Origin of the sequence: Legionella sp. ST3F1 (assembly GCF_048553315.1) — a bacterium.
In the GTDB taxonomy this organism is placed as follows: Bacteria; Pseudomonadota; Gammaproteobacteria; order Legionellales; family Legionellaceae; genus Tatlockia; species Tatlockia donaldsonii.
In genome coordinates, this window is sequence record NZ_JBLZIO010000008.1 from 54208 (window position 1) to 68022 (window position 13815).

The following is a 13815-nucleotide window of genomic DNA, read 5'->3' on the forward strand; positions in this document are numbered from 1 at the left end:
TTTCCCTTTGACTCTAAAAACCTATAATTTTTATGCTGGTTACTGCGTACAGAATAGACAATTAGTAGTCAAGCTGGTAAGCTTTTTATTTTGTCCCTAAAAAAATATTACCTAGTATAAATTCCAGTCATTAACAAGCTAATAATATCAGGAGTAATAAAGTCGATGGATTATAGCAGCACACAACCTGCCACGCCGAATCATTCCACCCTAAAATCGCTGATGCCTTGGATTGTTTGGGGTTTAAGCTGTATTTTCTATTTCTATGAATGTTTATTGCAGGTATCTCCTAGCGTGATGAGTTCAGAGCTCATGCGGGATTTTGCAGTGACCAGTCAGACTTTAGGTATCTTATCGGGGGTGTATTTTTACTCCTACGCCGCGATGCAGCTGCCAGGCGGTGTTTTAATGGATTATTTTGGCCCCCAGCGATTACTCACTATCGCAACAACAATTTGTGCAATCAGTACAATTGCCTTCGGTTTGACCGATAACTTTTTTATGGCTTGTATCGCACGCTTGATGATAGGTTTTGGTTCTGCTTTTGCTGCAGTGGGTTCAATGAAGTTGGCCGCCAACTGGTTTCCCCCACAACGGTTTGCCCTTTTGACTGGAATGATGGTAACCATTGGTATGTTGGGCGCTATAGGTGGGGAAGCACCTCTCGCTTTATTAATCGACACTTATGGTTGGCGCCAAAGTATGATTATTATGGGTGTAGTGGGTCTTTTTCTCGCCATGCTAATCCTTCTGATTGCCAAAGATTCACCCCACAAATTGCCTCAGCCAACAACGCATCATGACACTGAAGAAGAACATTTGTGGCCAAGCTTGTTGACAATCGTGAAAAATCGCCAATTATGGTTAGTTGCAGCCTATGGCGGTCTGATGTACATGGCCACACCAGTATTTTGTGGATTGTGGGGCGTACCCTTTTTAATGTTTAAGCTAAATCTTGCCAAAGCAACTGCTGCCAACTATATTTCTTTAGTATTTATTGGTTGGGCTATAGCAAGTCCACTATGGGGCATTTATTCCAACCGTATTGGCTTACGTAAACCGCCTATGTACATTGGCAGTATTGGTGCCTTGGCAACCAGTTTGTTTTTTATCTATGCTCCTGTGCAAGCAGGTTGGCCCGTACAACTATCGCTTTTCCTCTTTGGTGTTTTCTCAGCAGGCTTTTTACCCGCCTTTGCTGTGGCAAAAGAGCTATGTAGCAAACGTTATGTCGCTACAGGCCTCAGTTTCATGAACATGATGAATATGGTTGGTATTGCACTAGCTCAACCTATTATTGGCTTTATTCTTGACCAGTTGTGGCAAGGTAAAATTGTTGATAAGGTTCGCGTTTACCCCCTGGAGGCTTATCATATCGCGCTGGCCTTGTTACCGCTTGGCATTTTGGTTTCTTTAGTCATTTTACCACGCATTAAAGAAACGCACTGTCAAAGTGTCCAGGGATAAGATTTGTATTGTTTTAAAGTAGAGCATTATGGCAAAAAAACTTTTTATTAAAACAAATGGCTGCCAGATGAATGAATACGATTCATCTAAAATGGCTGAGGTTTTGCTGCAATCACATGGCTTGGAGAAAACTGAGTCGGTTGAAGAAGCTGATGTTATTCTCTTAAATACTTGTTCCATTCGTGAAAAGGCACAAGAGAAGGTATTTTCTCAATTAGGCCAATGGCGTGAATTTAAACAGAAAAATCCCCATGTAGTGATTGGTGTTGGCGGTTGTGTTGCCAGCCAGGAAGGTGCAGATATTATCAAGCGCGCCCCTTATGTGGATTTGGTTTTTGGACCACAAACGCTTCATCGCCTGCCGACTTTACTTAATGAACGTTTAAGCAGCAAAAAACCGGTGGTCGATATTAGTTTTCCGGAAATTGAAAAATTTGACCATTTGCCTGCCCCGCGCGCCGAAGGACCTGTTGCCTTTGTGTCAATTATGGAGGGCTGCAGCAAATACTGTAGCTATTGCGTAGTTCCTTATACTCGAGGGGAAGAAATTAGCCGTCCTTTTGATGATGTTTTGGCCGAATGCTACCATTTGGCAACTCAAGGTGTACGCGAGATTAATCTTTTAGGACAAAATGTTAATGATTATCGCGGCCCCATGAATAACGGTGAAATTGCTGATTTAGCCCTGTTGATCCATTATCTGGCAGCTATTGATGGCATAGGCCGTATCCGCTTTACAACGTCTCATCCTTTGGCGTTTTCCGATAATTTGATTAATGCCTACGCTGAAGTTCCGGAACTGGCTAACCATCTCCATTTACCGATACAAAGCGGCTCAGATAAGATTTTGTCAATGATGAAGCGCGGCTATACAGCAATGGAATTCAAATCAAAGATCCGTAAATTGCGCAAAATCAGACCGGATATTCGTCTATCGACTGACATCATTGTTGGGTTCCCCGGCGAAACAGACAAAGATTTTCAGGATACGATGGATCTGGTTCATGAAATTGGTTTTGATACTTCATTTAGCTTTATCTTTAGTCCACGCCCAGGAACACCAGCCGCTAATTTAGCGGATGAAACACCTATGGAAGTGAAAAAGCAGCGTTTACAAATCCTGCAAAACCGTCTTCTCATGCAGGCATCACGTTATAGCCAAGCGCTGGTAGGCAATACACAGCGCATTTTAGTTACTGGTACTTCCAAGAAAGATTCACAGCAATTGGCAGGCCGAACTGAGTGCAATCGTGTTGTAAACTTTGATGGTCCTCACGAATTGATAGGCCAATTTGCCAATGTTCACATTAGTGAGGCATTGCCTAATTCACTTCGTGGCAGACTGGTGCAAGGCGAGTAAATCGTTAACTATTATGCCTGATTCGATTAGTGAACAGCTTATTATCCCGCGTGAATACCACGGGCAACGCCTTGATGTGGTACTCGCGCAGCTTTTTCCCACTTATTCACGCTCCCAGCTAAGCACCTGGCTTAAAGAAGGGGCTATCACCTTGAATCAACGTCAGTGCAAACCTAAAGACAAAGTATTGGGTGGCGAACAAATTAATCTGTCGATTGCTTTTGAAACCCAGACAAGCAGTGACATCTATCAGCCAGAAGCTATTCCACTAGCTATTATTTATGAAGATGAGCAATTATTGGTAATCAATAAACCGGCCGGATTAGTCGTCCATCCGGGAGCAGGTAACCGCGAACATACCCTGGTGAATGCTCTCTTATATCATGCCCCTGCTCTACAGCATTTATCCAGGGCAGGTATAGTTCATCGACTGGATAAAGATACAACAGGATTATTAGTGGTAGCTAAAACACTGACAGCACATACCCATCTCGTCCGGCAAATGCAAGCACGTGAAATCCAACGCCGTTATATCACCCTCGTACAAGGCCATTTAATTTCGGGCGGTGAAATTGCTACCTTTTACGGCCGCCATCCCAGAAATCGTTTAAAGATGGCGGTCTGTGCACAAGGTAGAGAAGCGATTACACTTTACTCGATCCGCAAACATTATCAGGATTTTACTTTACTCGATGTCCAGTTAATGACGGGGCGTACCCATCAAATCCGCGTTCATATGGCTCATCTTAATCACCCCGTTGTAGGTGATCAACTTTATGGCGGCAGGATGCGTTTCCCCGCACAAGCATCAGCAGAGTTAAGACAACTTTTATGTCAGTTTCAACGGCAAGCCTTACATGCCTCCTTGTTGTCATTTTTTCACCCCGAGAGTGAGGAACAATTGACATTTGAAGCGCCTTTACCTGATGATTTTCAAACACTTCTCAATTTTTTGGATGATTATTTTGGCTAATCTTTATGCTAATTGGCCGGCACCGGCGAATGTATCGGCCCTCACTACAATGCGAACGCCAGGATTCAGCAAACCACCCTTTGATGCGAATAACCTGGGTTTTCACGTCGGAGATGACAAACAGGTTGTTGCTTCTAATCGACAAGCACTAAAAGCACATTTGGAGTTACCCAACGAACCGGAATGGCTAGAACAGGTCCATAGCAATCTTTGCGTGTTAGTTGAAGAAGAAGAAAATCGTACTGCAGATGCAGCCATTACCCGTAGTCCTCACCATACACTGGCAATCATGACTGCCGACTGCCTGCCTATTCTCCTCTGTAATCAAGAGGGGACGGAAATTGCAGCTATCCACGCAGGCTGGCGAGGTTTAGTCAATGGCATCGTTGAAAATACCATTACTAAAATGCTTAGTGAACCAACTCAGTTACTGGCCTGGATTGGACCTGGCATCTGCCAGTCTTGTTATGAAGTCGGCGATGAAGTTTTACAGGCTTACCAAGATCGCTATCCGTTTGCGACAAACTCGTTTCTTCCGAATGAAAAGAAAAAATGGCAGGTCAATTTGCCCCATTTGGCGGAGCAGATCCTGTATAATATGGGTGTATTTGCTGTTTATCAGTCAAAAAAATGCACATTTGAGCAAAAAAATGAGTTCTATTCCTATCGCCGGGAGCAACAAACGGGTAGAATGGCTACACTCATTTGGTTTAACGCAACACATCAGGATAAATAGAATATGAGTAATAAAATTCGTATGCTAGTAAAAGCCCTGCTTTTATCTATGCTTGCTTTTACCGCATCGGCTGAAGAAGCTAAAACAATGGCGAGCCTTGCCCCCGTATTGAAAAATGCAATGCCGGCTATTGTCAACGTTGCTGTACAAGGCGTTATTCAAATTAATCCCGCAGCGTCTGACGAAGAAGGTGGCGATGAGCCTCAGGACAGGCAGCTAGTCCCGGAAAAACCCCGCAAATTCCAGAGCATTGGCTCAGGTGTTGTTGTTGACCCTAAACACGGTGTCATTATTACCAATGATCACGTCATTCGAAATGCTACATTAATTACGGTTACCTTACATGACGGCCGACGTTTAAAAGCGAAATTGATTGGTGGTGACAGTGACACAGATATTGCGGTTTTAAAAGTCGAAGCCAAAAACCTCAAAAGTTTGCCAATCGGTGATTCAGACAAAGCAGAAGTGGGAGATTTTGTTGTCGCTATCGGTAATCCTTTTGGTTTGAACAGCTTTGGCAATAGTCAAACAGCGACCTTTGGTATTATCAGTGCCACCAAGCGTAGTGATCTGAACATTGAAGGGGTAGAAAACTTTATTCAGACTGATGCAGCGATTAACCCTGGAAACTCTGGAGGTGCATTAGTCAATGCTAAAGGCGAGTTAATTGGTATTAATACCGCCATTATTTCTCCTTATGGCGGCAATGTGGGTATTGGTTTTGCTATTCCTATCAATATGGCAAAAGATGTCGCTCAACAATTAATTCGATATGGTTCAATTCACCGTGGACTGATGGGTATTTTCGTACAACATCTTACTCCTGAACTGGCTCAGGCAATGGGTTACCCAGAAGACTTCCAGGGTGCCATTGTTTCACAGGTTAATGAAAACTCACCTGCTGAAAAGGCAGGTTTAAAACCTGGTGATATCATTATCAAAATTAATGATACGAATATAACCCAGGCTACTCAGGTAAAAACGACTATTGGACTGCTACGTGTCGGCAGTGAAGCCAGAATAACGGTAAAACGCGACGGTAAGGAAATGACTTTAAGCGCCGTTGTCACCGACATTAAAAAGCACGAACAAAAGTTACAAGCTAGTAATCCATTTCTTTATGGCCTCGCTCTTAAGAATTTTGAACAAGATTCTCCTTTGCACGGGCATGTAACGGGCATACAAGTGGTTGGAGCTTCTGAAAATAGTGCCGGATGGCGAGCAGGGTTAAGACCAGGCGACATCATCATTGCCGCCAATAAACAGCCAACTACCAATGTTAGGTCGTTACAAACGATAGCCCAGCAAAAGAAACAACAACTGCTTGTTCAAGTATTACGCGGCCCAGGCGCGCTCTACGTCTTGATCATTTAGCCTTTCTAACCGAAGGTTGGGTGCAAACTCAACCTTCAAACCCTTCTCCTTAACCTCTCTCACTTTCGTGCAGAATAACTCAATTTCCCTGTAATCCAGTTTGAGCCATAATAGCGGCTGTATAGGACTCTCTCGTCAGCTATAGTATAGTTGCGTCATCTTACCTTATCGCCTGAATGCCTTCACCAGCAAGCCATATTTGCAGTGGGTAGGTCGAAAATACAGGCCTATCTTTTGCTGATAGTCAGCGTTGACTGATAATCAAAGTGATTGTCCTAGCAAAGCACAAGCTCTGAATTTTCAATTAATGCATGAACTCTTGCTGATTATAGCTTGATAGGCCAAACCGAGATCATTGATGAAAAGGTGCTCTCTAGCCTTTAACTCAAGGAAATAACCTCCCTTCTTAATCTCTTTTGCGAATCTTGTGATAAACTCAAAAGTATGATGGCAACAGGATGAGCCTGATGAAAGCAATTCGCTACCTGACTGTGCTGATTGTCTTGCTGAGTATGCCCCTATATGGGACTCCATTAAAAATTGCAGTTTCAGTTTATGATCCGCCCTTTGTCCTTCAGGAAGCCCAGGGACATTTCCATGGTTTTGATATCGCGATGATGCAATATGTTTGCAAGGAGTTAAAGCGCCCTTGCCAGTTTGTGCCTATTCTGGACAGACACTTGCTAGACGCCGTAGAACATGGTGAGGCCAATGTGGCAGCCAGCTCCATTCTTATTTCGGTTTCTCGCGCTAATCAGGTCAATTTTTCATCACCCTATCTGGCCAGTAAAGTGCGTTTTGTCTCGCTAAGAAAAGTTGGGCAACAATCAAGTGAAATAGCGACCTTCTCCAAGAAAAAAATTGGTATGGCTGACAAGGCATTAGCAGAACAGATTGAGCAGCTTGGAACATTGAATGCAAAAATAATTTTGTTTAAGCAACATGACACGCTGGTTCAGGCACTGCTGCGAAAAAAAATAGACTTCGCCTTGATGCCTCATCATATTGCGGAACACTGGCATCTTCACTCAGCGGGATTAATCCAATTTGTTGGTGAGCCCTTGTATTTAGGTTTGGGGGTTGCTGTTGCCGTTAATCGGAAAGATATTAAATTACTGAGTGATATCAATATCGCGTTGTTCCACTATCAGGCCAGCAATGAGTTTAAAAAAGATTTCGAAACTTATTTACTGACCTATTAAGACAACCTTCCCCAATCAAAGTTGATAGCATTAGAGCTGGTTAATTCTAGAATCACCAGCTCATTCTATAGTTATGCTGCGGGAGAAGCTGGAGTATTTTGCTCCTCATCTTCTTGTTTTCGATGTTCTCGTAAATGCTCTTTAAGGATGGATTGGGTATCCTTTAAAGTAGTTAGTTTTTGAGCCTCCACGTTTGTTGAGTTTTCCTCAGCACCAACGACCTTCTTACTCCCCACCAAATCATGGGTTTCCACAGCGTCAACAAATTCCTCATCCTCATCGTCCTCGAATGAGAAAAATTCGTCCTGATCCTCCTCGTCAAACTCCTCTACAACAGCCACGGTGGGCGTTTCTTTAATTCGAGTAATTTCTTGTTCAACGGTTGTTAACAGTGCCCGAGCCCTAATTTCTTCTTTTTGTGCATTCTCTAACGCTGCTTTAGCTTTATCAAAAGCGAGCAGCGTAAGCTCTCCTATTTCGACGCCAGACTGTTCGACTGCTTTAACTGCTTGAGATACTTGCTCATAGTGCTCAGCTGCGGCTCTCGTGGCTTCTTCCATCCCCCTGATTTTTTTAGTCAAGGTCTCGGCAATATCTTCCAAGGCAAAGTCTATCTCATCGTCTTTATATTCACCCGTCTTCAGCCCATTCATAAATCCTGTAAATCTTTCCCGCAAACTCTCTACGTATTTTACAGCGCCTGATACTTTTTCCAGATGTTCCTGCATTTTTGCAGTATGTACAGAGATAGCCTCAATATCCTTTTGAGCTCTTACTGTTTGTAAAGTTGCTAAAAATTCTCGTGCATCGCGTTCTAATGCCTGAGCCTCCTGCAAGGCTTCCTTGACTGCTTCGCTCTCCTCTTGCATTTCAGGATTCGTTTTAGCCAATTCACTGACAGTTTGATCGAGCGCTACCAATTTGCGCGTGGCTGCACCCAGGTAATTCTCCACCTCATCGCCCACTTCTTCAATCATGAGATCCAAGGCTTCATAGTCTATTTTACGCATCTCATCGAATTTCTTTTGCTCGCGCCCTATTCTCTCAACAGAACTGTTTGCTTTTTCAAGTTGAGTTTCTGCTTTTTGGACATAACCAATCTCTGCTAAGACTTCATCGATGCCTTTTAGCACGCCTCGAGCAGTCTTTTCTACTTTTTGAGCCTTCTTCAAGGCCTCCTCAGCTTTAGCAAGAGCGGCCTCAGTAGCCTTCTGTGGTTGGACACCAGACTCTTCCTTTTTGATTGCTTGAAAGGCTTCTTGATAAGCTTGTGCTGCCAGGCGCGTGGCGTTTTCCATCACAGCAAGCGCCTCACGCAAACTATCAGCACTATCCTGTATGTCCTCATAGTCTAAGCCATTAATAAACTCTTCTCTGTCATCACTCTCTTCCAGATCTTCAAGGATCTCTGCAAGAAGTCTCTGCTCACCCCATGTTCCTCGCTCACCCAATGCTTCTTTTGAAGCTTGTGCGGCTTGTTCCAAGTGTTCATGGACTTTTGCAGTATGACCCACAACAGTCTCGTGAGTAATTCGAGCTAGTTCTGTCTCTATAGTCTTTAAAAATTGTTGAGACTCAGTGACTACTTCTTTTGCAGATTCCCACGCTTTCTTGGCTTGATTGCTGGCTGTCAGCGTAGGCCCTGTAATTGCAGTCAGAGTAGAAAGATGCCCCACCTCGCCAGCTTTGCCAGCTTCTTCGTATGAGCTTCGATATTGCTCTTCCACTACTTCTGCACCGGCAGTCAACTCGCGAATTGTTTGACGCACTCTGACAGCCATTTCTTTCAATTCTTTCTTATTATTTTTCAACAGATCATCCGTAGAAAACTTTTCCCGCTCTACCTGGATACCCGTCGCAACTTGTTTTACTACTTCTAGTTGTCTATTGGCTTCTTTCGCATAATTTTTGGCTTTTACTTCATGCTCACTTTTCTCAGGTTGCATTCTAACCTCTGCCCTATGAATGAGCTCTACATCTTCCATTGCCTTATTGATCTTGCCAAATGCAGCCTTGTAACCCTCCAACTCATCATTAACAGGATTCACCGTTCCTTTCCATCTGACATCACCATCAGAGGATGTTGCGAGCGCTTGTTGGGCAGTTTCCAATTGTGCTTTAATTTGCTCACCCATTTCCTTTATTTTATTGGCTCGCGCTTGCATTTCCTCATAAGCTTTGACATCTGCGTCATAAGAGGATTGTCTCGTGTAGTCTTTGGGATTAGGCTTAGTAGCACTAAACCCAACTTTTTCCTTAGCTGCAATTTGATCCTTAACCAATTGATGAAAGGTGTCTAAGTCTGTCTTTAATGTAGACAGAAGTTCCATTTCGTCCACCACGGTTTCTACCTTTGGATGTTTTCGAACCAAATCACGCGCTTCTGCCACAGTATCGACAATCGGTTTAACGCCAGAAGTAAAGATACCGGATACTTTGTTATAGATAGTATCTGTAACGACTGCTTTTACTAAGCCAATGCCGAAACACTTCAGATAATTCAAACCTGTTAAAAGTGTTTTTTGGAAAGGTGAAATATCTGTTCTTGCTTTAATAGCCTCAAATTCATTATCACGAGCCCTGACTTCCCGGACTGTGTTGAAAGCTACTTTTGCGACTACAATAGCCCCAAGGATTGCTGCGCCAATGGGTGAACCAAGGCCTACAGCAGTCAACGCACCCAGGCCAACACCTCCTGCAGTAATAGCAACACCCACAAAGGCCCAAAAAATGATTGGCGTTGCCAGATTACCAATCGTTTTAAGTATCCTCATTGAAGGGCCAACTTTAACCGATTTATCCAGTTCAGCTGCTATGGCAGTTCTTCCAGCAAGCTTGGGCTCGTTTTCTCGGCTTTCCGGTATTAATCGCTCTTTCCTGTCCTTGATATTGAGCTCAATTAATTGTGAGGTTGCAGTCAATTCCTTGCTTAATTCCTCAAACTTGGCTTTCGCAAGCACCTTGGTTGCATCCTGAAGTTCTGCAGCGCGTGCTTTTGTGCGCGGTTGCTCAGGAGTAGAAGGGTTAATAGCATCTGCTTCTTCTAACTTTTCTAGCACAGAGCCTAGCGTAGACATTGCCTTTTGTTGTAATTGTCTTGCTTGCTCTTCCGTTACTTCTTTTGAAGCATTCATTTGCATCATCATGAGTCGGTTATAAACACACATGCCGACCAGAGCAGTTTCGTCAGGGGAGTTAAAATCAACATTCTGCATTAAAAATTCCAACTCTCTTTCCAATTCCGCTTCTTGTGAAGTAGGTGGCATTTGTGCTTTTAACGTGTTATCAACACGCTCAAACTCGTCGCTTATTTTCTTAAGAAAGTCTTCGTGCTCTGACTCAGGTTTACCTTTCAGTGATTCACTGAATAAATATTTAGCACATTGAGTTCTATCCAATGCAGGGTTATTCTTTTTGATAGCCCGATATTGCAAGTAAAACCCTGAAAATGCCTCACGCTCGTTTGCTTTAAGCGTTGACCGCTTAGAGGGATCTTTAGAGATGTAGTCAAAGGCTTTTTGTTCCAGAATTTTTTGCACTTCGATATTTAAATAGGGACAGAGAACGTTTTTCAGCTTCTCAGCGGCCACACCTGTTAAATAATTCTTTGCAGAATCGACTACTCCACCAACTGTGGAAAAAACAGATTGTAACGCTTTAGGGAAAAGTTTCTCTTGTACCTCTGGGCGAGCTAACACCCCTATCGCAACATCCGCAATAAGAGCCTGGGGCATAACATAAGCCAGTGGCATACTTAATGCGTAGTATTGAGCCATACCTGGAATAAAACCAGTTACCGTATTTAAAGCGCCTCCAATTCCCCTTTTTACGGTTTCTTCATTAGCCAATTGATTGCTTGTTAAAGGATTGCTCAATTGCGTCATTAATTCTGGCGGAGGTGGTGTATCTTTAAACGTTTTCTCGTATTTAACCTTCGCTTGCACAATGCCATCTAGATGCTCATTCTTACTCATTGCGTAAGCCAGGATTTTTTCAGGCATAGAAGCGGATAGCATGCCACTTTTTGGCAAGACTGTTTCCCACGCAAGGGATATCAATTGTTTCGATAAGGCCTGGGCACTGAGCACATCGGACATATCAATTTCACCACCCGCTAATTTCCTTATTTCCTCTGCCAGATCATCATCCTTTTTAATATCTGTCATGAGCTTGGTGACCGCTTTATTTAAGGCCTCTAGATAGTTGATTTTTGCATCACATAAGCTTTTGAGGGGATCATTCGGACTCAAATCCCGCAGACCTCTACAGGCAGCTAACTGTTTTTCCAGGCTCTGAGAAATATTCCCGAAAATAGGGTGGACAGATTCCAATGTAGCCTGATAGCTTTGGCGTGCTTCCTCTTTAGGCGTAAAGGCCTTAGGCGGCTTGGGAGCTTCTGGGGGAGGGAAAGAATCCGCTAGCTCCGCTATCCATAGAAGATTAAGGCTTCTATCGTTTTCATCTTTATATTTTTCTAACTCCACCACATCAGCAGAATTTAAAAGTTGCCCACCCTTTAGCTTGCTATAAATGTCTCTTAATTTTACATGGCTTGGGATTTCATAAAAGGCTTTCTTAGCCTGCTCATCTAACCCTTTTGACTGGTCATACAGCTTATCAAGCTCTTTTTCAAGTTTCGGCATTAGTTGTTTTTGCTGGTTATGCAATGCAGCCCTATCCAGTGCAGGACGTACATAGAATTTTTGGAAAGCTTGCACTTTAGGATCGTCTGATTTAACGGCCATCGCCGCTGCTAATTCATTAAAATTAGCCATGCTCTTTTCAGAACGCTTAATCTCAGTCTCCAATTTTTTTACTCTTTGGATCATATAATTTGCTTTATCGCCTTTTTCACTGTCTTTGGCACCGGCAAATGACTTGAGTTGCGTATCTAATCGTGTATTTAACGTTTCTGGATTAATCCCATCTTTAAAAGCCACATAGCTCTCATAGCTCGATTTAACCTGAACCTCTGGCCTTGCCATATAAGCATCAAAGAACTCTTTTTCCAATGCCGGGCAACCACTGGCTTTTACTAACGCGTGAATATTAAAGAAATCTTCCGCAACACCAGGACTGGTACTTGGCTGTATACGAGCCCAAAACTCACCCTCATCGCTAAATTTTTCCTTCACAGGCGCAGAGACCAGGGAAGTCAGTCCACCCCAAAGTCTACTCACCATAGAAGTGTGAGTTTGTTTAGCGACATAGGGAGTATAATGAGATGGCAGTAGATATAATGCCCAGGAAGCCACTTTTCCAGCTGTAGGACCCACTGCGCGATAGAGTGAAGCAGTTGCATCCAGCATCGCATCAGCGGTGTTTCTAACTGACTCGGACGAGTTATTTTTAATAAGCGACCCTAAACCGGTGGTCAACCCGCCTACTACCTCGCCAGTAACGGATACTATGGCACTGCCTACAGCGACAGCATCGCCTGCATATTTTACATAATCAACAAATCCTGGTAGACGATCTCTGATTTCCTTGGGAATAGTTCCTATTGCAACACCAGCCTCTTCAACTCCATTTAGAAATTGTACCCAATCGTTGCCATCCCAGGTCGAAAATTGTCCTAAGGCAGCGCCCGCATTACCTGCTGCCTGGGTGAGTTCCTGCATAGGTTTGTATAACGAATTGACACAAAGAGTAGTTAAAGAAGGAAATTCAACACCCATTGCACTGAACAATGCTTTACGTGCACTGGACTGTTCTATACGTGCCTTTTCCCGAGCTTCTCGTGCCATCGTCTGTTCTGGAGTTTCGTCTTTTACGGCTTCCTCTGCTTTTTCCAGGAAAAATTCCGTTTTTTGTTTTTCTAATTTTTTACCTTGATCCAAAATACCATTAACTACAGGCAACAAATCCTGGATACTTTCCAGAGTAACTGAATCGACTGGCAAATCAGGGATAGTCATTTTTGCTATTATTTTGACTGTTTGAACCAGCTTTTCTGCGGTCCAGCTACCTTCCTGGCTTTTTTGTACAGTATCTAATAAGGCACTAATAACTTGTGCGTTTTGTCGTGGGGTATAATTTCTACCGCTGTTTTGTTGCAGTGCACCAACCAATTTCTCAGCAGCAAACGGAAGATGAGCAACCGCATCAAGATAAGAAATGTGGTCATCTAATAAACTTTGATAGCCTACCAATTCGGCATTTTTAGGATCGTCTTCTAGTTTTCCGAGTATTGAATCATGCAACACCGCAGCAGCGGTTCTTTCCTTGTATAAGGCAGGAAAAAAATAGTCATTAACAAGACGTTCTGCCGTAGAACGTTTATCCTTGGGAATAGCTCGCTGTTGCTCAATGCCAGACACAACACGCGACACAACCGTTGCAATTCTCTCATCGATTGCTTTTAACTTCTCTGCCCTGACTTCGTCTTCGACTTCGGTCTCATCGCCATCAAAGCCTATTTTAATGGCATCCTCTAACAACTTATCCAATTCCTTGGCATTCATGAAGGTATCGCGATTAACAGCAATCACTATTTCTGTAGTCGCCTTATCATCACTCCCCAATCTGCTGTAACATAATTGTCCGATATACTGTTTGAGACTTTCAATATCTGTTATTGGATCTGCCATAGCTAAATACCAAAGTGTTTATTTATAGTTCAATTATAGAATAATTATCCTTATGGTTTGATTAACAGATGGGCATAGAGAGAAAAAAATTAGAAATAATCCCAGTAATTGAT

The 13815-nt window shown here is 43.1% G+C and carries 7 protein-coding genes; 6 read left to right on the top strand and 1 reads right to left on the bottom strand.

Translation table 11 applies throughout. From position 1 onward, the window contains the following. Nucleotides 1-165 precede the first annotated feature (165 nt). From ACN4Z1_RS07350 to ACN4Z1_RS07375, 6 genes are all read left to right on the top strand, one after another. A complete protein-coding gene (locus ACN4Z1_RS07350) occupies nucleotides 166-1467 on the top strand; it encodes an MFS transporter (protein WP_228363888.1) in 1302 nt (433 codons plus the stop codon). 28 nt (nucleotides 1468-1495) lie between these two features. Then, complete coding sequence (gene miaB / locus ACN4Z1_RS07355) at nucleotides 1496-2827, top strand: tRNA (N6-isopentenyl adenosine(37)-C2)-methylthiotransferase MiaB (RefSeq protein ID WP_115221427.1); 1332 nt, start codon at nucleotides 1496-1498, stop codon at nucleotides 2825-2827. 13 nt (nucleotides 2828-2840) lie between these two features. Continuing rightward, entirely contained in the window at nucleotides 2841-3800 is a 960-nt protein-coding gene (gene rluD / locus ACN4Z1_RS07360) for a 23S rRNA pseudouridine(1911/1915/1917) synthase RluD (RefSeq protein ID WP_228363887.1), read from the top strand. After that, entirely contained in the window at nucleotides 3793-4536 is a 744-nt protein-coding gene (pgeF, locus tag ACN4Z1_RS07365; RefSeq protein ID WP_228363886.1) for a peptidoglycan editing factor PgeF, read from the top strand. Before rluD ends, pgeF begins: the two co-directional genes overlap by 8 nt. Nucleotides 4537-4584: 48 nt before the next feature. Then, entirely contained in the window at nucleotides 4585-5910 is a 1326-nt protein-coding gene (locus ACN4Z1_RS07370) for a Do family serine endopeptidase (protein WP_370634586.1), read from the top strand. Nucleotides 5911-6377: 467 nt separating this feature from the next. Beyond that, nucleotides 6378-7112: a transporter substrate-binding domain-containing protein gene (locus ACN4Z1_RS07375; RefSeq protein ID WP_228363885.1), complete on the top strand. Its 735-nt coding sequence runs from the start codon at nucleotides 6378-6380 to the stop codon at nucleotides 7110-7112. 71 nt (nucleotides 7113-7183) lie between these two features. On the opposite strand, the gene ACN4Z1_RS07380 is transcribed toward ACN4Z1_RS07375, so the two are convergent. Next, nucleotides 7184-13702, bottom strand: coding sequence for a hypothetical protein (locus ACN4Z1_RS07380; protein WP_228363884.1), 6519 nt, complete (start codon nucleotides 13700-13702; stop codon nucleotides 7184-7186). Nucleotides 13703-13815: the final 113 nt, after the last annotated feature.

Coding starts and splice junctions, on each gene's coding strand:
- rluD (WP_228363887.1), top strand. CDS start 2,841: ATGCCTGATTCGATTAGTGAACAGCTTATTATCCCGCGTGAATACCAC.
- ACN4Z1_RS07370 (WP_370634586.1), top strand. CDS start 4,585: ATGCTTGCTTTTACCGCATCGGCTGAAGAAGCTAAAACAATGGCGAGC.
- miaB (WP_115221427.1), top strand. CDS start 1,496: ATGGCAAAAAAACTTTTTATTAAAACAAATGGCTGCCAGATGAATGAA.
- ACN4Z1_RS07380 (WP_228363884.1), bottom strand. CDS start 13,702: ATGGCAGATCCAATAACAGATATTGAAAGTCTCAAACAGTATATCGGA.
- ACN4Z1_RS07375 (WP_228363885.1), top strand. CDS start 6,378: ATGAAAGCAATTCGCTACCTGACTGTGCTGATTGTCTTGCTGAGTATG.
- ACN4Z1_RS07350 (WP_228363888.1), top strand. CDS start 166: ATGGATTATAGCAGCACACAACCTGCCACGCCGAATCATTCCACCCTA.